Raw genomic sequence first — 18,811 nt, 5'->3', positions numbered from 1 at the left:
AGCATTAACGGAAACGACCCCGAAACTGCCCACCGGTCGCTATTTGATTTCCTCCCCCTGATTGCCCAGACGGGCCTTCAGCAGGGTGACCAGACCTGCCTGCATGCTGTCGAGGCTCTTGATGAAAGCGGTTTGCGGCCGTTCGCGAAGGGCCACGCGCATGGCGTGGAATCCAAGCGCGCGGTAAGCTTCCATCTGCTCTTCCGAAAAGAACTGATCGCTCGTCGGCTCATTCGGGAAAAGCGGATAACGGCGCTCGTAGTCGAGAACATAGTCGGGTTCGTCGCCGGTCACCGACGCCTTGACATAGAGAAGGATCCCTTCGACAGGATCATTCTCGTAGAGGATCTTGCCGACCGCGAAATGCCTGAGATGCAGCTCCGATTCCGGCGGGATGATCTTGTTGCGGTTGGCGTCGCGCATCAGCGCCGCATCCCTGACTGGCCGCCAGTCGAGCGAGATGCGCACGCCGAGATCGATCCTGGCGAAGCGTTGGACATCGGTGAACGCACCAAAATTCATGCCGGCATCGGCTTCGGCATCGACCACGATGATCAGCTTGCACTTGCGCTTGAGCAGTTGGTACAGGCCGATATTGTCGATATGGCCGCCATCGGTGATGTAGACGCGCGAACTGTCCGACCTCAGCTGCCCCGTCGCCTCGGCGAGAAGATACAGCCGCAATATGTCCTCCCAGCTTCGCCGGGAAGTATCCTCCTCGGTCGCACGCCAGACCGGTCTTTCGCACTCGTCCTCAAACGCGGTCCCACTCGGATTAGGAAGCCAGAACCCCAGCCGCAGGTTGAACAGGGCCAGGGTTGGTCCGAGCAGGCCGAGACTGATGCGACCCATGCTCGAGGAGATGGCGGCGCCCGAAATCGCTGCCGCCGCCGCGAGATCCAGTTGCCCCTCTTCCCTGGCCATCGCGACGGAGGTCGCATAGCCGGTCGATTCACTGCCGACGAAATGTTTTGAGAACAGAAAGAACTCGGCATTGCGTCCTCGCTTGCTCGGGTCGACTGCTGTCGGGCTGACAGTGGCCGGTGCTGGAGGACGCCGGCCTGCTAGGACGATGTCCGGGCCGCCCCACCAAGCTCGCAGCCTTATGGCAGCAGCGATCTTTCTTCCCACCCAGCGGATCGCGCTGGCGACAAAAGACTTTCTCGGCGGATCGGCGGCCTGCCTGGCGCGGCGGACATTCAACGTACCGTTTATCAGCAGATAGGGCGCCTTCACACCGAGGTCCTTCAACGCGATGTCAGCCTGACCTTCACTGCCGCCAAGGCGAAACGCCCAGCGGAGCCGGTCGCGGTAGAGGCGGTGCAGGCCGTTGGCGTTCTCGGTGAAATTGAAGGCCACCATTATGACGATAACGGTGATGGCCAGATAGTTGAGCAGCACCGTGAATTCGTCCGCCTGCCAGACATCTTTAACCATTCTCGCGGCCACCGCGAAAACGACGGAACCCACCACGACCGCCAATATTTTGGCGACCATCGACCCGCTATAGTCATGAACCATCGCGGCAAAGAAGCTGCTGAGCCGGCCAGGCTCCAGGTCGTCGACGAGATAGCGAACCGCAAAGGTTCGCCCCGCAAGAAACAGCGCCATGCAAAGGGCAAGCACGGTAAACAAGATATGGTTGTTGGCCGTTAGCCAGTCGGGGCCATAGGCATAGCCGGTGGCACGGCCAAATATCCACGATACATGGAACCCATGAAATGTGATCGGAGATATCTTGATGCCCCAAAGGGTAATGAGCAGAAAGAAACCATAGATGAGCAAAGGCAAGGCAAGGCCGAGCGCCAGGAATGCCGCGCGCGCCAGATAGCCACGGATCTGGTGGCCGATCTTCGGCGAGTTGAGGGCTTTCTGCACCCAGGAAATCAGCATACCCCTGAAGGCCGCCGTGGCTGTGACCACCGCCGCGGCAGCCGTGATCAGAGCCTTGAGCGTTTCCAATGTCGTCTGCCGATGGCCGAATTTCGGTGAGGTCACCTCGATCAGCCAGAGGATGATTTTGGGTTGAACTTCGATCAGGAAGAGACCGCCTGTTACCAGCAGCAGAGTACGGCCATCCTTGGCCCAGAGGCTGTCCTGTTCGAGATGCTCGCCTTTGCGCGCGGCGGCGTAGCTATCGGAGTAGGAGCGCCGCAGCCCCCAGGCAACCAGCCAGACGGCAAAAACGACCAGGCCCGAGCGCGACAGCACGAAAGGATTGGCCACGATGGATCGCAGGCTGGCGGTCCATCCCGTCTCGCCCCAATCGTCTCCGAACATCCAGTTGGCGACATCGAGAACGATGCTGTGCCCGAGGTGGTCGGTGGTCGGGTTCGTCAGGATGACGAACGTCGCCAGGGGCAGGACCAGTGTCAGAAGCAGGAGGAAATTCACTATCCAGCCGCGCATCAGGATGCCGATCGACAGCGTGATGTCGCGAAAGCCGCGCGGCGCCAGGAAACGGCTGTTGTCGCGGATATGGCCGACGAGCGGATTGTCGTGCACATCGTCGCCCGACGCGAAGGGAAAATCGAGCGGCTCGTCCTTGCCCGTTTTCGCCTGCTCGATCTCCTGACGTGTCATATCGGCGACCATTGCCGATCCGATATAGCCACCCCCCGAGACCGTCGACAGATAGTCGATCCGGGGCGTGAGCTTGTATTGGTCGAGTGCTTGAAGTGCGCCGAGGCAGAACGAAGCCGATCTTATCCCGCCACCCGAAAGTGCGACACCGAACAGCCACGCCGGATTCCCCTTGGCGACGGAATCAGGCTTGCCCCCGGTTACATCTCTTGGAACGACATTTACACCAAGCGCCTTGCGGCGACGGATGATCGAACGATGCTCCAACTGCAGAACCGTCTCGAAGTCCTTGGCCATGGCCTCCCCCGACGCAGCCATTATTGGAACAATACAACAGGCAAAGAAGGTTCTCTGCAAGGATTATTGCCGCTGGAGAAGTCGAGGCAGCGGCAACATCATCCGTGACTTGAAAATCACAAACGATCTCATGGCATCCGGCGCTTTGCTTCGCGGATGGCCACGGCTCCTGCGTCCCGCCTCCCGAGAAGTACTGCTAGGCAGCGCTATGCTCCCGCCGCGCCCTGCGCGTACTGTGCCAGGAATTCTTCGCTGGGCGGGATCGGCTTGATCACGTCGATCAGCACGCCATTGGGGTCTTTGGTGATGAAATGGCGCTGGCCGAAAGGTTCGTCGCGGAGCGTTCGCAGGATCGGCAGCCTGGCGGCAAGAATCCGTTCGTAGACCGCATCGGGATCGCGCACTTCGAAATTGATCAGCAGGCCCGATGTGCGTCCGCGTCCCCCTTCCGGGATCGTCTCATGGTCGCCCCGGACGATGCCGAGATTGACCCTGCTGCTTTCCACCGATTGGAGGTGCACGTACCAGTCGCTTTTAAACAGCGGCTTGAAGCTGAAATGCTCGACATAGAAGCCCGCCGTGCCGGCGACATCGCCGGTCATCAGCACCGGATAATAGCTCGTGGTCTTCATCTTTCCTTCTCCCGTCAACCAACATACAGTCTGCATGTAAATTGAATTAACATACAGGCTGTATGTATGCAACGAGAATCCGCGCGCCGCTCCAACCGCGACCGTACCGAGGCCACGCGCGCCGACCTGATCGCGGCGTCGCGAAAACTGTTCACGGAAAAATCCTATGCCGAGACGGGCACGCCGGAAATCGCAGCCGCCGCCGGCGTGACGCGTGGCGCGCTCTATCACCACTTCGCCGACAAGCAGGCGCTGTTTGCCGCCGTGGTCGAGCAGGAGGCGCAGGCAGTGGCCGACGAGATCGATCGCGCCTCCCCTTCCTCGCTCGAAGCCCGCGATGCGTTGATCGCCGGCTCGGACGCCTATCTCGCCGCCATGCGCGCGCCCGGCCGCACACGGTTGCTGCTGCTTGATGGTCCTGCCGTCCTCGGCCGCGCCGCCATGGACGCGATCGACAACCGCCACGGCAACCGCGCGCTGCGCGAGGGCCTGGTCGCGGCGATGCGCGCCAACATGATGACACGACTGCCGGCGGAAGCACTGACCGCGCTGCTTGCTGCTGCGTTCGACCGCGCGGCACTTGCCATCGAGGCAGGCGCCTCGGCCGAGGACTATCGCGCAGTTCTCATGGCGCTGATCGACGGACTGTCCCGCGCCTGACGCGATTCATCGTTTCCCCCCAAACAGCGGTAAACCAACACCCGTCTCAGACCGGCAGCCCGAGTTGTCTTCGCAGGCTTTTGTCGAATGCGGATGCGGGGACGAAGCGGCGCAGCAAACTGACCTGGCGCGCCATCTTTCCCGCCGCATAGCGCTTCTTCGGAGCGGGATCGATCGCAGCGGCCAGAACCGTCGCCGCTACCATTTCGGGCGCATCGCCTTTTTCCATCGATTTCCGCACGGCCATGGTCATGCCGGAGCGCGCGGAGTCATAGATATCGAGCAACTGATCGGGGGCGGCGAGATTGTCCTCGAATGAAGTACGGGTGTAGGCCGGCTCCACCAACGAAACGCGAATGCCGAACGGGCGCAATTCGTGATCGAGCGATTCGGAATACCCCTCGATGGCATGTTTGGTCGACGCGTAGAGCGCGAAATAGGGGGCGGGGATGAACCCCTGTACCGAACTCAAATTGACGATTCTGCCCTTCCCCTGGCGCCGCATTGCCGGCAACACCGCGTTGGTCACGCGGAAGACGCCGAAGACGTTCACGTCGAACAGCGCCTGGGCCTGGGCGGTCGAGGACTCCTCCGCACCGCCAAACAGACCCATGCCGGCATTGTTGACGAGCAGGTCGATGCGTCCGGCCTTGGCCAGGACGTCATCGACGAGTTTCGCGACAGACGCATCATCGGTCACGTCGCAGGTTAGCATGGTAACGCCGTCGGATTGCTTGGAGGCCGTGCGACGGCTGGTTCCGAATACGCGATAGCCCGCGCTTAGCAAGGCATCAGCCGTAGCGCGGCCAATGCCGGAAGATGCGCCTGTCACGAGGGCGACGCCGGGATTGATCTTGTTCATGGAATTCGCTTCTTTCTCTGAGCCGGATTTGTGTTCTTGAAATGCGGCATGCGCGGGCGCGGTCAGGGGCAATCTCAGCCGGAGGATCCTTCCGCGCTCGCGCTCGATGACGTGTCCGTCCAGCGCCGGAACAACGCACTGGCATTGACCCCTCCAAAGCCGAAGCCATTGGAGATCGCGTAGTCCATCTCCAATGGCCGGGCCTGGTTTGCGACGAAATCGATCCCGTCGCCGGCCGGATCGGGGGCCGTCAGGTTGAGTGTCGGCGGCGCGACCTGATCCCTGAGCGCAAGGATCGTGAAGATGGCGCCAAGCCCGCCGGCCGCTCCCAGCAGATGTCCGGTCGCCGCCTTTGTCCCGCTGACAGCTATGCTGAAATCCGTGCCAAAGACCCTTTTGATCGCCTCGATCTCCCCGGAATCGCCGACCGGCGTGGAGGTTGCGTGCGCATTGAGATGGCGGACGTCCCGTGCCGAAATGCCGGCTTGGCTGATCGCGATCTCCATGGCTCGGCGGGCACCGTCGCCATCCTCGGGACCCGATGTGATGTGATAAGCGTCCGCCGTCGTGCCGTAACCGACGAGCTCGGCGAGCGGCTTGGCGCCACGCGCGAGCGCGTGGCTCAATGCCTCGACGACCAGGACACCGGCCCCCTCACCCATGACGAAGCCGTCACGCAACATGTCGAACGGACGCGAGGCCTGATCGGGACGGTGATTGAAGGACGTCGAGAGGGAGCGTGCCGCGGCGAAACCGCCGAGACTGACCGCGTTAATGCAGGCTTCGGTTCCGCCGCACACCGCGATATCGGCTTCATTGGCGCGGATAAGACGCGCCGCGTCGCCGATCGCCTGAATGCCGGCCGCGCACGCCGTCACCGGAGCGCCAAGCGGTCCCTTGAAGCCGTATCGGATGGAAATCTGTCCCGCTGCCATGTTCACCAGGAACGATGGCACAGTGAATGGCGACAGACGCCGAACACCGCGCTGATCGACGGTTCTCACAGCTTCGGTTATCGCCGGAAATCCTCCGACACCCGAAGCGATGATCGTCGCGGTACGGGCCTTGTCATCGTTCGAGACTGGTTTCCACTTCGCCTGGGACATCGCCTCTTCCGCCGCCGCCAGTGCGAAGAGGATGAAGCGGTCTGCCCTGCGCTGTTCCTTCGGGGCCAGGACGGTGTCTGGATCGAAGCCGGCTTCGGGGTCTTCCTGCAGGGAAGGAACCGTTGCGCCGATCTTTGCCGGCAAGTCTCCCACGACATCATCCGCAAGCCTCCGGATGCCCGAGCGGCCAGCCAAGAGGCGGGACCAGGAAGTCGGCACGTTGGCTCCGAGCGGGCTAACTGCTCCCATGCCTGTGATAACGATACGACGCATGCGTACTCCGGTTGTCATTCTGTTGGATTCGTTCGCGCGACAGCGTCGTGGCGACATCTCGATCACCGCATGTTCGGCAAATGGCATGCCGCGAGGTGGTCAAAGATGCGCAGTGCGTATCGGAGCTATTCCCGCGAAGCCGCTATTTGCCTGACCTCGCCAGCGGCAGCGCTGAGAAAACGCCGCGACATCTCCTCGTCTTTCAGGATGCGGGAGATCGTTACGGCACCCACCATGAGCGACAGCATCGCCATCGCTTTGCGATGGTCTCCCGCTCCTTCGGCCCCAGGCATCAATTGGTCGAGAATCTCGAGGTGAGCTGCGATCCCATCCTGGAATGGCTCTCTCACCTCCTCGCTTTGACGCGCCGCGTCCGAGCCAAGCGCCACCAATGGACAACCCTCGCCCTTCGTTTCGCGATGTCCGGGTGAAAGGTAGAAACCGATCACGGCCTCGAGCGGGTCAGGGCTTGCGGCGATTGCGGCCGACCATCTCCGGGTCGCGTGCTCCATCGCCCGCCTCGATGCTCGTGCGGCCAGATCGTCCTTGGATTCGAACTGCTTGTAGAATCCACCCTGAGTAAGACCGGCGCCCTTCATCAGGTCCTTCAGCCCGATGCCATCGAAGCCATGCTCTCGAAAAAGCCGGCTCGCGGCGTCGATCACCGCTTCGCGATTTGCTTCCGCCTGCGCACGGCTCACTCTCATGTCGACCTCTAATTTAGATTTCGTTCGTCATCTATATCAGAGATAGAGTTCGACCGCAATCTATTTGAGGCGCCGGGTGCCAAGCCGGCTGCCAACAAGGGAACGGCAATGCCTTGTTGTGGCCTGACGTCCTCGTTCGGCCATCGCCGAGCTCACCCTTGCGCGTTGGACGTTTCCGGCCCTTCCGCGGGCACCTCACCCGGCTCGAACTCGTTGAAGCAGCCGAGCCCGCGCTTGAACCGCTCGATCAGCCAGGCTGCCGCCGGCTTCGGGCTGGTGTCGTTGCGATGCATGGCAAACAGCGGCGAGCGCACCTCGCTGAAGGGTTCAAGGTCGAGTTCCACCAGCCGGCCGCTTGCCAGATCGTCTGATATCAGCCAGCGCGGCAGGCCGCCCCAGCCGAGGCCCTCGCGCATCAGCATGTGTTTGGTGCGCATATCCGTGAGACGCCAGGTCCGGTAGGCGAAGACACCGAAGTCGCGTCCCTTGGTGCGCTCGGACTGATCGGTCACGACAAGCTGGGTGTGTTCGCGCACATCCTCGAGTGCCAGCGGTTTCGGCAGCAGCGCCAGCGGGTGGCTGGGGGCCGCGGCCAGCACGATCGACATGAAGCCGATGCGCACGAGATGCACGTCGACATCGCCCAGCAAGCCGCCAATGCCGAGATCGGCCTGTCCGCTGACCACATGATCGGGGATCAGGCCGAGCGTGCCGATATGCAGGCGCAGCATCACGGTTGGAAACTGCGTCTCGAACGCCTTCAGCACCCGCACCAGTACCGATGAGGGCAACGACGCATCGACCGAGAGCGCCACCTCGGCTTCCAGCCCGTGATGATGGCCGTCGGCGCGCGAACGCATACGCTGCAGCACGCCGATCATGCGCCTTGCATCCTCCAGCATCGCCCGGCCGATCTCGGTCAGTTGCGGCTCGCGCGTGCCCTCGCGCTCGAACAGCTTGAGCCCAAGCTGCGCCTCGAGATTGGCGATGCCATAGCTGATGACGGATTGAGCCCGGTTGAGCTTGCGGCCGGCGGCCGAGAAACTCCCGGTGTCGGCCACGGCGACAAGGATCTGCAGCTGGTCGAGTGTCGGATTGGGTTGCATCTCTATATCTATTTTGTGGATGGATCGTATAGAAAATATACCAGTTTATCCGATGGATCGATAGCTCCATATCTGGCGGGACAATTCATTCCACTGGAGAGACCCGCTATGTCCATTCTTCTCGTCACTTCGAGCCCGCGTGGCGCTGCCTCGCACTCGACCCGCATCGCCACCGAATTCGCTGAAAAGCTCGTCGCCGCCGATCCGTCGAACACGCTCGTCGTGCGCGACCTCGTCGCCAACCCGCTGCCGCACATCGATGCGGACTACGCGACCGGCATCTACACGCCCGTTGAAGCCCGCACCCAGCGCCAGGCCGAGGTCGTCGGCGTCTCCGACGTCGTGCTCGATGAGCTGTTCGCCGCCGACACGGTGATCCTGGCCACCGGCTTCATCAACTTCAACATCTCCTCGACGTTGAAGTCCTGGGTCGACCATATTTCCCGCTCCGGCAGGAGCTTTGCCTATGGCGAGAATGGCCCCAAGGGCCTCGTCACCGGCAAGAAGGTCTATGTCGTATTGGCTTCGGGCGGCGTCTATTCCGAAGGTGCGGCCGTGCAGTTCGATCACGCGATTCCCTATCTGCGCGGCGTGCTCGGCTTCCTCGGCATGACCGATGTCGATGTCATCCGCATCGAAGGCGTCAGCATGGGTCCCGACGCGGTCGCGGCCGCTTTGGCCAAGGCGACCGCCAAGGTCGATGCCGTGGTGGCGGCAAGCCGGGATGTCGCGACAGCCGCCTAAGGGAAGGCTCGAATTGAAGGGCAGACGCTTTTGGCGCCTGCCCTTTCTCGCTGTCCAATGGCAGCCCTTCTCGCTCGCTTTTCGGATTTAGACAGGGCGGAGCGCCCGATCCTTGGCGCGCGGCTTGACGAACCGCCTTGGTTCGCTCACAATCAATGTGAACCAAGGTGGATCGTTGTCATGACAGCTTTTACCGTACGCCTCCCCGATGACACGGCAGATAGGCTGGACCAGCTCGCCGAAAAGCTCGATCGCTCGCGCTCTTATATGGCAGCCCAGGCCATCGAAGACTTTGTAGCCCGACAGGAGTGGCAGCTCGCGGAGATAGAGGCCGGATTGGCCGAGGCCGAGCGCGGTGAATTCGCTAATGATCAAGAACTCGCGGCCGTGATTGGAAAATATATCAAGCCCGCGCGCTGATTATGAGCGGCAAGACAATCCGTTGGACCAAGCGGGCGCTGCGTCGGCTTGACGAAATCGGCGCGCACATCGAGAAAGACAACCCCGAAGCCGCTGCTCGTGTAATTGCGCGCATCTTGTCCGCGGCGGAGTTGCTCATCGAACAGCCGGCCATGGGTCGCGTTGGGCGGATCAAGGCGACGCGAGAACTCGTTTTGGTCGATATTCCCTATATCGTCCCCTATCGCGTAAGCCGAGATGCCGTCGAAATACTGACCGTCATACACGCCGCCCAACAGTGGCCGCGAACCCTGTGAGCCCGCCGCTTTTCCTAGCCAATGAAATGCCTGAGCAGACCCGCCGCGGCGACCCCGATCAACACTGTCGGCAGCATGGACAGTCGTGTCGCGGCGACAAAGGTGATGGCCAGCGCCAGGAGATCGGCCGGATTCCGCGACACGAAGGCCGGCGCGATGACCGAGATCAGCACGCAACCGGGTGCCGCCTCCATCACCGCCGTGGCACGCGCGCCAATCGTGCGGTTGCGCAGCACGAAATAGCCGCCGATCCGCGTCAGATAGGTGACGCCGGCCATCAGCACGATGGTGAAAAGGCTCGCCGCATCGATCATGCGTCACCTGCCATCAGCCAGGCCGCGACCAGTCCCGACACCGCACCCGCCGCGACGTACCAGGCGCCGGGAACGAAGAGATAGACGAGTGCGGCGACAACGAGGCTGACCAGCCAGGGCCGTGCCGCCGCCACTCCTTTCCACATGCCGCGCATCAGCACCAGGAAGACCGCCGGAAACGCCATGTCGAAACCGTAGGTCTCGATATGGCCGAGCATCGGGCCGAGCAAGGCGCCCAGCGTGGTGAAGGCCACCCAGGTCAGATACATCGCCAGTGCCGCGCCCATATAATAGCGCGGGCTGAAGGCCGGCGTGATGCCCGCCCCTGCACGCTGCTTGGCGTCTGAAAGCCCCAGCGCCCAGCTTTCATCGCATAGGAAGAACAGCGCCGGAAACACCTTGCGCCGCGGCAGGTCGCGCAGGAACGGCGCCAGCGCCGCTCCCATCAGCAGATGACGGCTGTTGACCAGGAAGGTGATGGCGACGATGAGCAGGATATGCGGCGGCGACGTCCACAACTGGATCGCCGCGAATTCCGAGCCGCCGGCGAAGTTCAGCCCCGTCATCATGGACAATTCGACCGCACTCAGCCCTTTCTGCGTGGCCTGCGCGCCGAGCACCAGCGCATAGGGAATGGTGCCGAGCAGCACCGGCGCGCAGGACGCCACGCCCCGGCGGAACTCCGATCCCGAACCGTCGCCCGCCGCCTCGACTGCCTGTGAAATGGTCATGCCCCGGAAATGCCCATGCCTTACCGTCGGCCGGCCTCGCGGCCGCCGCTTCCCTGCCTTCGAACTCTCGTGATGTCGGCCGCAAACATACCCACACCTTCCCGCAATTTGCTTGCGAAGATGGTTGCTTTTGGTCGATTTTTGGCATTTGATATCACAGACCATCAGAAAAATGGAATCCAAAGCCATGCGGCTCGATGACATCGACAAGCGCATCCTGCGGGCTTTGCAGCGCGACGGCCGCATGGCCAACAACGATCTGGCCAATCAGGTCGGCCTGTCGCCCTCGCCTTGCCTCCGGCGCGTGAAGCTCCTGGAGGAGGCCGGAGTCATCGACCGCTATGTCGCCGTGCTCAACCCGGCCAGCATCGGCAAGGGCCTCACCTTCTTCACCCGCATCTGGCTGAAGGCGCAGGACGAGGACACGATCGAGCATTTCGCCACCGAAGTGGCCAAGCTGCCCCATGTCATGGAATGCTACCTGATGCTCGGCGACTGCGATGCCATGGTGCGCATCGTGGCGGACAGCATCGACGACTATCGCCGCTTCCAGTCGGAGCATCTGAGCCGCATCAAGGGCGTCCAGAACGTCAAGACCGACGTCCCCAGCCAGACCATCAAATACACGTTGGAACTGCCGATCTGAGGTGCCCCGCAAGGCGGCAGGGCTGCCAGAAACGGCGCCATTCCCAGACTGGATAAAAAATGCAACCAGATTGTAGGACCGGCCCCGGCGGAAGCGTCCTTCGGACGCAAGCAGCGCACGGCGCTGCCCTCTGGCATGGGAGATTTGAATGAGCCTTTCCTATCGTTGGGTCATCGTCGCGGCTGGCGCGCTGATGTCCTGTGTCGCCATCGGTACGATGTTTTCGCTGGCGATCTTCCTCGAGCCGATGGCGATCGACACGCAGTGGTCGCGTGCCGGCATTTCGAGTGCGATGACGCTGAACTTTCTCGTGATGGGTCTGGGTGGTTTCGCCTGGGGCGCCATGTCGGACCGCTTCGGCGCCCGCATCGTCGTGGCGATCGGCGCCGTGCTGCTCGGACTGGCGCTGGTGCTTGCCAGCCGCGCCGGGTCGCTGCTGGCCTTTCAGATCACCTATGGCGTGCTCGTCGGTCTCGCGGCGAGCGCCTTCTTCGCGCCGATGATCGCGCTGACCACAGGCTGGTTCGAGACCAATCGCGGCCTTGCGGTTTCGCTGGTCTCGGCCGGCATGGGCGTCGCACCGATGACGATCTCGCCCTTCGCCCGCTGGCTGATCTCGGCGTATGAATGGCGCACCGCCATGTTCGACATCGGCATCATGGCCTGGGTGCTGCTGTTGCCGGCGGTGCTTTTGGTGCGCCAGCCGCCAAAACCCGCCCCGGCCGCTGCCAGCTCCACGCCGGTTGCCGAAGGCGCCGGCCTGACGGTCGGCCAGGCGCTGCGCTCACCGCAATTCATCGTGCTGGGGCTGACCTTCTTTGCCTGCTGTGCCGCCCACTCCGGCCCGATCTTCCACATGGTGAGCTATGCCATGTTGTGCGGCGTCGCTCCGATGGCGGCGGTCTCGATCTACAGCGTCGAGGGCCTCGCGGGGCTTGGCGGCCGGCTTCTCTACGGCGTGCTGGCCGACAGGCTCGGCGTCAAGCCGGTGCTGATCGCGGGCCTCGTGATCCAGGCGATCGTCATTGCCGCCTATCTCTCGATCAGCCAACTCGACCAGTTCTACATGCTGGCGGTCATCTTCGGCGCCACCTATGGCGGGGTCATGCCGCTCTACGCCGTGCTGGCGCGCGAATATTTCGGCCAGCGCATCCTCGGCACCGTGTTCGGCGCCGCTACCATGCTGTCCAGCCTCGGCATGGCGCTCGGGCCGCTCGCCGGCGGCATGGTGTTCGACGCCTATGCCAACTACCACTGGCTGTTCATCGGCTCGGCCCTTATCGGCCTCGGTGCCGCGGGCATAGCGATCGCCTTCCCGCCGCTGCCGCAAAGGCAGCTCCGGACAGCATAGACATCAACCGTTTGGGGGCGCTTGGCGAAGCCGGTCTTCGCCAAGGCCTATGGCATTGTTATGCCGACTTGAGGACCGTGAATGGCCGTCTTTGGACGGCCCGCTTTGCCTGGAGATTCGCTGCGGGGACGGGGCGGCCGACATGGAAGCCCTGGACCTTGTCTATGCCGAATTCACGCATGAGGGCCATCTGCTCCTCGGTTTCCACGCCCTCGACCAGGATCTTGTGGCCACGATTTCGCACCAGGGCGATAATGTCCTGCAGCATCGCCCTGCCGTTCGGCGTGGCGCAGTCGTGAAGGAACGAGCGGTCGATCTTCACAGTGTCGAAATCGATCAGGCGAAGCCACGAAAGGCCGGCGAAGCCGGTGCCGAAGTCATCGAGCCAGATCTTGATCCCCAGCAGCTTCAGGTCGCTGATGCAGCGAAGGATATCCGAGTGCATCTCCATCTCCAGCCCTTCGGTGATTTCGAAGGCCAGCCTGTTTCCGGTCACGCCGGTCTCGCCCAGAATGGTCGCAACGGACGCGGCGAAGCCAGGTGTCTTGAGCTGGATCGGAGAGACGTTGACACTGACGAGACGGACGTGATCGCCCGCCAGGAGCTCGGCGCATACCGTCCTTATGGCCCAGCGTCCGAGTTCCAGGATCGACCCGGTCCGTTCCGCGACGGGAATGAACAGGCTCGGCGGAACCAATGTGCCGTCGAGCATCTTGAGGCGCATCAGCGCCTCGACGGCTTCAAGCCGGCCCGAGGCGACGTCCTTGATCGGTTGATAGACGAGTGAAACGAGATCCTGCCCGATCGCGATCTTCAGCAAGGCCGCAAGGTTCTCGCTCTCGTCGCTGCTCTGGGGGTCCGTTGGATCGAACAGCCGGGCACAATTTCGACCGCCGGCCTTTGCCAGATAGAGCGCGCGGTCGGCCTCGTGGATGATCTTCTCCAGCTTGGCGCCGGTCTGCTTCCTGGTGAAGGCGGCGCCAACGCTCGCGGTCACGATCGAGATGCCGTCTCGCCGCAACTCGTGGGCAATCGCCAGGTTCTCAACCGTGCGGCAGATGGCTTCCGCAAGATCCGCGACCTGGTCTTTCTTCTCCATGCGGGCAAGCACGATGAATTCTTCGCCGCCATAGCGGCCGATCGAACCATTGTATTGCTTGATCATGTCGCTGAGGGCGTTGGCGACCTGGATCAGGCAGCGGTCGCCCTCCTGATGGCCGTAGCAGTCATTGAATTTCTTGAAGAAGTCCACATCGATCAGGATCGCCACAAAACCGGCGCCAAGCTTTTGCCAGTCGTTCCAGTAGTCGCGCAGCTTCTCGTCGATCGCCCGCCGGTTCTCCAGGCCTGTAAGCGGATCGGTCCGCGACAGTCTCAGCAGGGCCTTGCCGCGTTCGGTGGCTTCCTTGTGCTGAATTCTGGCTTCCAACGCGTTCAGGAAGACGTTGTAGCGCTCCTCATTCAGTTTCCAGTTCACATATGACGTGAAGGTGAAACACGAGATGTAGAAAGTCGCGAATACCATTTTGTAAACAGGTGTAGTGGGCATGTAATAGTTTACAATATACAATATACATAGAATTATAGTGGAGGTTATGATGGAGATCTTGAATCTGAACGTAAAAAATAGATTGGCACTCATCATGAATATGGTGCCGAAGACCATGTAATAAGAGACGCTTTCTTTGTCTGCGCTCATGACCGCCGGGCACAACCAGCCAACATAGCCAAAGATGATGGCCGCGGCGCAAGTCACGTCCAGCCATCCCGTCGCTGCTCGCCGGCGAAGTTGTCCTTCCAGGATCAAGAGCGCCGTCAAGCCAACCGCGAAGCGAGCCGCGATCGTACGGGCAGCCACATCCGGGATCAGCAGCAGATCCGATACGGAGAACAGGACGTAGATGGCAACAGCGATCCAAAGCCCCGGTCTGGCTTCCTTTCTTCGCTTCGCCTGGGCTTCGGTGCGGTAGAGGGTTCGGAGTTCGTAGGGTCCCAGTTCGTAGCGCGGTTCGAACGGCTCCGCATGCGCTATGTCGGCCAATCCAGGCGACACGCGTTCGTTCGCGATGCCCCCCAGGGAAAGGGGATCAAGCGTTCCGGCCTCTCTTCTCGTTTCTGCCCCCACGCGGGCCGGCTCCTCAAGACGCGACAGCGATTGCGATGCACAAAATCATGCAATCGTGCAGCACAAGTTTCGGTTAACTCAAACCCGAAATTCGACTTGGACGGCACCTAACGACCCAAGATGGTTAGCGGGAAATTAATCATAACGATAAAATGCCCGCGAGCCGACATTGGCAAACCAAGCATTCTACGCAATAAGTTAACTGACTGTTAACTATGGAGTCTTGGTGTGCAAACTGTGTTTGACGGCAAAAGCCTGATTACGGCCGAAATGATCGCTGGGAGCCTGCGCCGCGGAAGGCCCGAGCAGCATGGCGAAGCGTTCGAAACCGCTCGCGTCGAGCTGGCGCTCGTTCTCCACACGGCGCATCAGCAGATCGAACAGGGAAAAAATCCTGCCGAGATCATTCGCCGTCTGATGTCGCTTCTCGAAGCGATGCGTTCCAGGCTCCATCCCGACGTCTGGCAAGCTTTGATTCCGGTGGCGCAGAACCATCCGATCCTGGAATATTTTCTCGAAGACCCGCTGACGCGGTGGTCCTTCAACAAGCCCAGGGGCTATGCCGGCGACGCGCAGTTGCTCGACTACATCTATTGTGATCCGCACGTGGCCGAGAGCGTGGCCAACGCCTCGGAGATCGGCAAGGCGCTCTACACCCATACCCAGGACGTGCCGTCATGCGTCGCGGCACGGGAACGGCGCGATCTTTTGACCCGCTATGTCGACGAGATTGCAGCCAAGAGCGGACCGCAAACCGAGGTCCTGGCAATCGCGGCCGGTCATTTGCGTGAAGCCAATCGCTCCGTCGCGCTGGCAGAGGGCCGCCTCAAGCGCTGGGTTGCGCTCGATCAGGATCCCCAGAGCGTCGGGTTGATAGCACGCGACTTCCAGGGCACCGCGATCGAAGCCGTCGACGGCTCGGTGCGGACCGTGCTCACCAGGGGCCACAAGATGGGCAAATTCGACTTCATCTACGCCTCCGGCCTTTACGACTACCTCCAGCACAACGTCGCCGTGAAACTCACCAAGACCTGCCTTCAGATGCTGAAGCCGAACGGGACGTTCCTGTTCGCCAACTACGCGGAAGGCAACCCCGATGCCGGGTACCGGGAAATGTTCATGGACTGGGTGCTGCTGCTGCGTTCGGAGGTCGACATGTGGAACATCGTCAACGCCAGCGTCGATCGCAACACGGTCGAGGCGCGGGTGTTCTTCGGCGAGAACCGCAACGTGCTCTACGCGGTCATCGAAAAGCACGGATAGCAACCGTCTGGACTGCGCACCGGCCGGGATGAGACCTCGGCCGGTGTATTTGTGGCTGGGCGTGATGATGTTCGACGCTCACGCCGACTGGCCGTCATCGACCCTCATCGTCCGTGGCGGTCGCCCCTGCCCGAGCGCGGCTACTCCGAAAACCTCACGCTCACGCCGCGCTGCCTGAAATAGGCTTGCATCAGCTTGCGGCCCGAGCGGTTGCTCTGCGCCAACTTGGTCGGATCGAACACCGCCTCTTTTATCCCCTCTCGCATCAGCGCTGCCTTGAGCGTCGCGATATGCGCGTCGATTTCGGCATTGTCCGCCCGCAGCGAGGCATAGATATTTTCGGTCGCCTCGGCCACGGTCAGTTCGCTCACGGGTGTCGTCCTCTGGTTGGTTTGGCGGCGGCTTAGCACAGATTCGCGGCTCCGCCGATACCGATGGAACCGTCAGCGCACAGCGCCCGGGTTTTGATAGGTCCGCCCTGATTGGCCAGACATTGGCTCGACGGCAACGCCGCAGTTCTCCACCCTACCCGAAAATCCGCTCGCCCTGTTCATCGACCAGTTGGATGCCCTTCTTGATCGAGATGTCGACGGCGTCGTCCAGCCCGGCAAAGCGGTCGGCGCGGATGAACTTGTGTTCCTTGACCACGCCGTCGACCTCCTTGGAGACGACGCCGCAGGTCTGGTATTGGCCCTCGGCCTTGTAGGGCGTGGCGCTGATCAGGAAACCCTTGTGCTCGACCTGCTTGGCCGGTGCCGCATTCGCGGGCTCGGCCACCTCGCCGCCGCCGCCGAAAAGACGTTTCAGAAAAGACATCGCTCAAATCTCCTTGTTCGCCCTGCAAACCGCAGCTTGTTCACGATTCACGGCGCTGTTGTCCCAGCATGCGCGAATGTGCCGCCGCGTTCCAGCCCCCTGATGAAGACGGAGACCAGGAGCTCGATCTGCCGGTCGATCTCGTCGGCCTGCCCTCGCACGGATCTCGCCGCATAGCCGCTGGTGACGATGCCATGCACGCTTGACCATAGCGTGCGCGCGGCAATCCGGCGCGTATCGTCGTCGAGGTCGAAGTCGCCGCCGGCGAGCACGCCGGCGATGATCTCGAACAGCTGGTCGAGCCGCGCTTCATAGGCATCCGGCTCGCTCAGCGTCGGACGGCGCCTGTTGAAAGCGAGCAGTGCAGGCCAACTGCCGGGATGCGCCTCGACAAAGCGCACATAGGCGCTGGCCAGCGCCAGCAGGCGTTGCCGCACATCGGTGATGCCGCGCTTGCCGAGATCGGCCATCGCCGCCGCCCCGGCGGCGCCCAGCCGGTCGAGCAGCCGCATGTTGACGGCACGGTGCACACCGTCGAGATCGGAAAACAGATTGTAGACCGAGCCGACCGAGATGCCCGCCTGCTCGGCGATGGTCCTCGCCTTCAGATTGTCCATGCCACCTTCGTTGAGCAGCGCCTCGGCAATGGCCAGCACCCGCTCGCCCGTCTCTTCCTTGTCCAGTGCCATTTCAGTCCTTGTGAATGCGCTTGCCTTGCGGAAGCGGCATGTTGTTTCGAACCCCCGACCTTCCCTCTGTTTACCATATTCGGGATTTTGTGAACAGCGTTCAAAAGTATCTTGAACAATGTTCATTTCCTGCTATGTTGGCTTAGTGAACAATGTTCACGCCACAATTCGAAGGGAGAAGTATCATGCTTAGCCTGATCAGGACATTGCTCGACGGCGCCAGCGTCCGGGCCGAGGACGGCCTCAAGGATCGCTTCGCCATCGACCTTCTGGCGCAGCGCATCCGCGACGCCGAGGCGGGACTTGCCGCCGCCAAGCAGACACTCGCCACGCTGATCGTGCGCCAGCGTGCCGAACAGGCCGGTCTCGACCAGATCGACCGCCGTCATGCCGATCTCGAAACACGCACTGTCAGCGCGCTCGCCGCCGGCAACAACGGGCTGGCCGAAAGCGGTGCCGCGGCCGTCGCCGAGTTGGAGAACGAACGCGAGGTCCGTCGCGCCACCGTGCAGAGCCTTGGCGAAAGGATCTTGCGGATGCGCGTTTCGGTGGAGCGGGCGCATCGCCGCATCATCGACCTCAACCAGGGCATGATCTCGGCCCGAGCCATCGATGCCGAGCGCAAGGCGCAGTCGCGCCTCGTCAGGTCGATCGGTCAGTCGGCGAGCCTCAACGACGCCGAGGAGGTTCTGGCCCGCATCAAGGCCGGCAGCGATCCGTTCGAGGAGGCCGGCATCCTCGACGAGATCGACGGCGAGCTGCGCCACGAAGCGATCCGCGACCGCCTTGCCGACGCCGGCCACGGCCCGGCGGTGAAGGTGCGTGCCAAGGAGGTGCTCGAGCGCCTGAAGACCATCAACTGAAAACCAGCCTTCCAGACCTTGCTTCCATCGACATCACCAACCAATGGAGAATTCCAGTGAACGCCAATCAGACCTACATCATGTTCAACACCGCTTCGGTCGGTGCCGCCTACTTCATGCTCGGCCTGTCGCTGTGGCTGGCGCCGGTCGACCTGGCGACCAAGGGCTACTGGGCCATGGGCATCCTGCTGCTCACCGGCAGCCTGGTGAACCTGGTCAAGTACCGCACCGACGAACGCCTGTCGGCCGAGATGACCGCCAAGATCGAAAAGGCGCGCAACGAAAAGCTGATCAGCGAATATGTCGGCAAGGAATGATGCCGGCACA

At 62.0% G+C, this 18,811-nt stretch carries 21 protein-coding genes; 9 read left to right on the top strand and 12 right to left on the bottom strand.

The features are described from left to right. Nucleotides 1–39 precede the first annotated feature (39 nt). Both AC0NIH_RS12380 and AC0NIH_RS12375 read right to left on the bottom strand, forming a co-directional pair. Nucleotides 40–2,880 carry a patatin-like phospholipase family protein gene (locus AC0NIH_RS12380; protein ID WP_473461301.1) on the bottom strand — a complete coding sequence of 947 codons (2,841 nt, stop codon included), beginning with the start codon at nt 2,878–2,880 and terminating at the stop codon, nt 40–42. 206 nt (nt 2,881–3,086) lie between these two features. Further along, entirely contained in the window at nt 3,087–3,512 is a 426-nt protein-coding gene (locus tag AC0NIH_RS12375; protein ID WP_473461299.1) for a VOC family protein, read from the bottom strand. A gap of 66 nt (nt 3,513–3,578) precedes the next feature. Between AC0NIH_RS12375 and AC0NIH_RS12370 the strand changes: the two genes are divergently transcribed. Continuing rightward, entirely contained in the window at nt 3,579–4,172 is a 594-nt protein-coding gene (locus AC0NIH_RS12370; RefSeq protein ID WP_023779095.1) for a TetR/AcrR family transcriptional regulator, read from the top strand. A gap of 46 nt (nt 4,173–4,218) precedes the next feature. Here the strand turns inward: AC0NIH_RS12370 and AC0NIH_RS12365 are convergent, their stop codons facing one another. The 4 genes from AC0NIH_RS12365 to AC0NIH_RS12350 form a co-directional block, all read right to left on the bottom strand. Further along, entirely contained in the window at nt 4,219–5,034 is an 816-nt protein-coding gene (locus tag AC0NIH_RS12365) for an oxidoreductase (RefSeq protein WP_023779096.1), read from the bottom strand. A gap of 74 nt (nt 5,035–5,108) precedes the next feature. Further along, nucleotides 5,109–6,413: a beta-ketoacyl-ACP synthase II gene (gene fabF, locus AC0NIH_RS12360; protein WP_473461715.1), complete on the bottom strand. Its 1,305-nt coding sequence runs from the start codon at nt 6,411–6,413 to the stop codon at nt 5,109–5,111. A gap of 125 nt (nt 6,414–6,538) precedes the next feature. Next, nucleotides 6,539–7,120: a TetR/AcrR family transcriptional regulator gene (locus tag AC0NIH_RS12355; protein WP_023779098.1), complete on the bottom strand. Its 582-nt coding sequence runs from the start codon at nt 7,118–7,120 to the stop codon at nt 6,539–6,541. A gap of 152 nt (nt 7,121–7,272) precedes the next feature. Continuing rightward, a complete protein-coding gene (locus AC0NIH_RS12350; protein ID WP_224688173.1) occupies nt 7,273–8,226 on the bottom strand; it encodes a LysR family transcriptional regulator in 954 nt (317 codons plus the stop codon). A 108-nt stretch (nt 8,227–8,334) separates the two neighbouring features. Here AC0NIH_RS12350 and AC0NIH_RS12345 point away from each other — a divergent pair, with 108 nt between their 5' ends. The 3 genes from AC0NIH_RS12345 (at nt 8,335) to AC0NIH_RS12335 (ending at nt 9,686) form a co-directional block, all read left to right on the top strand. After that, nucleotides 8,335–8,970, top strand: a complete 636-nt coding sequence (locus AC0NIH_RS12345; RefSeq protein WP_013893660.1) for an FMN-dependent NADH-azoreductase — start codon at nt 8,335–8,337, stop codon at nt 8,968–8,970. A 180-nt stretch (nt 8,971–9,150) separates the two neighbouring features. Continuing rightward, a complete protein-coding gene (locus AC0NIH_RS12340; protein WP_473461294.1) occupies nt 9,151–9,390 on the top strand; it encodes a CopG family ribbon-helix-helix protein in 240 nt (79 codons plus the stop codon). Nucleotides 9,391–9,392: 2 nt separating this feature from the next. Beyond that, entirely contained in the window at nt 9,393–9,686 is a 294-nt protein-coding gene (locus AC0NIH_RS12335; protein WP_352713010.1) for a type II toxin-antitoxin system RelE/ParE family toxin, read from the top strand. A gap of 14 nt (nt 9,687–9,700) precedes the next feature. Here AC0NIH_RS12335 and AC0NIH_RS12330 read toward each other — a convergent pair whose 3' ends face one another. Then, the gene (locus tag AC0NIH_RS12330) at nt 9,701–10,000 is read right to left on the bottom strand and encodes an AzlD family protein (RefSeq protein WP_473461290.1); all 300 of its coding nucleotides are present in this window, start codon (nt 9,998–10,000) and stop codon (nt 9,701–9,703) included. Further along, nucleotides 9,997–10,731 carry an AzlC family ABC transporter permease gene (locus tag AC0NIH_RS12325; protein ID WP_473461288.1) on the bottom strand — a complete coding sequence of 245 codons (735 nt, stop codon included), beginning with the start codon at nt 10,729–10,731 and terminating at the stop codon, nt 9,997–9,999. The genes AC0NIH_RS12330 and AC0NIH_RS12325 overlap by 4 nt, the downstream gene beginning before the upstream one ends. A gap of 187 nt (nt 10,732–10,918) precedes the next feature. Between AC0NIH_RS12325 and AC0NIH_RS12320 the strand changes: the two genes are divergently transcribed. Then, nucleotides 10,919–11,377, top strand: coding sequence for an Lrp/AsnC family transcriptional regulator (locus AC0NIH_RS12320; RefSeq protein ID WP_473461285.1), 459 nt, complete (start codon nt 10,919–10,921; stop codon nt 11,375–11,377). A gap of 148 nt (nt 11,378–11,525) precedes the next feature. Next, nucleotides 11,526–12,728, top strand: a complete 1,203-nt coding sequence (locus tag AC0NIH_RS12315; RefSeq protein WP_473461283.1) for an MFS transporter — start codon at nt 11,526–11,528, stop codon at nt 12,726–12,728. 58 nt (nt 12,729–12,786) lie between these two features. On the opposite strand, the gene AC0NIH_RS12310 is transcribed toward AC0NIH_RS12315, so the two are convergent. Next, the gene (locus AC0NIH_RS12310) at nt 12,787–14,853 is read right to left on the bottom strand and encodes a putative bifunctional diguanylate cyclase/phosphodiesterase (RefSeq protein ID WP_473562660.1); all 2,067 of its coding nucleotides are present in this window, start codon (nt 14,851–14,853) and stop codon (nt 12,787–12,789) included. Nucleotides 14,854–15,081: 228 nt separating this feature from the next. On the opposite strand from AC0NIH_RS12310, the gene AC0NIH_RS12305 reads away from it, so the two are divergent. Beyond that, on the top strand, nt 15,082–16,116 hold the full coding sequence (locus tag AC0NIH_RS12305) for a class I SAM-dependent methyltransferase (RefSeq protein ID WP_023779108.1): 1,035 nt from the start codon (nt 15,082–15,084) through the stop codon (nt 16,114–16,116). 140 nt (nt 16,117–16,256) lie between these two features. On the opposite strand, the gene AC0NIH_RS12300 is transcribed toward AC0NIH_RS12305, so the two are convergent. From AC0NIH_RS12300 to AC0NIH_RS12290, 3 genes are all read right to left on the bottom strand, one after another. Then, on the bottom strand, nt 16,257–16,487 hold the full coding sequence (locus tag AC0NIH_RS12300) for a hypothetical protein (RefSeq protein WP_287277314.1): 231 nt from the start codon (nt 16,485–16,487) through the stop codon (nt 16,257–16,259). 154 nt (nt 16,488–16,641) lie between these two features. Further along, complete coding sequence (locus tag AC0NIH_RS12295) at nt 16,642–16,932, bottom strand: HlyU family transcriptional regulator (RefSeq protein WP_473461279.1); 291 nt, start codon at nt 16,930–16,932, stop codon at nt 16,642–16,644. 47 nt (nt 16,933–16,979) lie between these two features. After that, complete coding sequence (locus AC0NIH_RS12290; RefSeq protein WP_023779110.1) at nt 16,980–17,621, bottom strand: TetR/AcrR family transcriptional regulator; 642 nt, start codon at nt 17,619–17,621, stop codon at nt 16,980–16,982. Between the two features lie 185 nt (nt 17,622–17,806). On the opposite strand from AC0NIH_RS12290, the gene AC0NIH_RS12285 reads away from it, so the two are divergent. Both AC0NIH_RS12285 and AC0NIH_RS12280 read left to right on the top strand, forming a co-directional pair. After that, on the top strand, nt 17,807–18,484 hold the full coding sequence (locus AC0NIH_RS12285; RefSeq protein WP_473461276.1) for a PspA/IM30 family protein: 678 nt from the start codon (nt 17,807–17,809) through the stop codon (nt 18,482–18,484). A gap of 56 nt (nt 18,485–18,540) precedes the next feature. Then, the gene (locus tag AC0NIH_RS12280; protein WP_023779112.1) at nt 18,541–18,801 is read left to right on the top strand and encodes a YiaA/YiaB family inner membrane protein; all 261 of its coding nucleotides are present in this window, start codon (nt 18,541–18,543) and stop codon (nt 18,799–18,801) included. The last annotated feature ends 10 nt before the right edge of the window (nt 18,802–18,811 follow it).

The organism is Mesorhizobium sp. WSM1386, assembly GCF_055901595.1.
The sequence above is the reverse complement of the archived record's forward strand: the minus strand, read 5'-3'. Positions and strand labels throughout refer to the sequence as shown.

Excerpts from the sequence above, each read along its gene's own strand:
- AC0NIH_RS12380 (WP_473461301.1), bottom strand. The coding sequence starts at position 2,880 with ATGGCCAAGGACTTCGAGACGGTTCTGCAGTTGGAGCATCGTTCGATC.
- AC0NIH_RS12375 (WP_473461299.1), bottom strand. The coding sequence starts at position 3,512 with ATGAAGACCACGAGCTATTATCCGGTGCTGATGACCGGCGATGTCGCC.
- AC0NIH_RS12370 (WP_023779095.1), top strand. The coding sequence starts at position 3,579 with ATGCAACGAGAATCCGCGCGCCGCTCCAACCGCGACCGTACCGAGGCC.
- AC0NIH_RS12365 (WP_023779096.1), bottom strand. The coding sequence starts at position 5,034 with ATGAACAAGATCAATCCCGGCGTCGCCCTCGTGACAGGCGCATCTTCC.
- fabF (WP_473461715.1), bottom strand. The coding sequence starts at position 6,413 with ATGCGTCGTATCGTTATCACAGGCATGGGAGCAGTTAGCCCGCTCGGA.
- AC0NIH_RS12355 (WP_023779098.1), bottom strand. The coding sequence starts at position 7,120 with ATGAGAGTGAGCCGTGCGCAGGCGGAAGCAAATCGCGAAGCGGTGATC.
- AC0NIH_RS12350 (WP_224688173.1), bottom strand. The coding sequence starts at position 8,226 with ATGCAACCCAATCCGACACTCGACCAGCTGCAGATCCTTGTCGCCGTG.
- AC0NIH_RS12345 (WP_013893660.1), top strand. The coding sequence starts at position 8,335 with ATGTCCATTCTTCTCGTCACTTCGAGCCCGCGTGGCGCTGCCTCGCAC.
- AC0NIH_RS12340 (WP_473461294.1), top strand. The coding sequence starts at position 9,151 with ATGACAGCTTTTACCGTACGCCTCCCCGATGACACGGCAGATAGGCTG.
- AC0NIH_RS12335 (WP_352713010.1), top strand. The coding sequence starts at position 9,393 with ATGAGCGGCAAGACAATCCGTTGGACCAAGCGGGCGCTGCGTCGGCTT.
- AC0NIH_RS12330 (WP_473461290.1), bottom strand. The coding sequence starts at position 10,000 with ATGATCGATGCGGCGAGCCTTTTCACCATCGTGCTGATGGCCGGCGTC.
- AC0NIH_RS12325 (WP_473461288.1), bottom strand. The coding sequence starts at position 10,731 with ATGACCATTTCACAGGCAGTCGAGGCGGCGGGCGACGGTTCGGGATCG.
- AC0NIH_RS12320 (WP_473461285.1), top strand. The coding sequence starts at position 10,919 with ATGCGGCTCGATGACATCGACAAGCGCATCCTGCGGGCTTTGCAGCGC.
- AC0NIH_RS12315 (WP_473461283.1), top strand. The coding sequence starts at position 11,526 with ATGAGCCTTTCCTATCGTTGGGTCATCGTCGCGGCTGGCGCGCTGATG.
- AC0NIH_RS12295 (WP_473461279.1), bottom strand. The coding sequence starts at position 16,932 with ATGTCTTTTCTGAAACGTCTTTTCGGCGGCGGCGGCGAGGTGGCCGAG.
- AC0NIH_RS12290 (WP_023779110.1), bottom strand. The coding sequence starts at position 17,621 with ATGGCACTGGACAAGGAAGAGACGGGCGAGCGGGTGCTGGCCATTGCC.
- AC0NIH_RS12285 (WP_473461276.1), top strand. The coding sequence starts at position 17,807 with ATGCTTAGCCTGATCAGGACATTGCTCGACGGCGCCAGCGTCCGGGCC.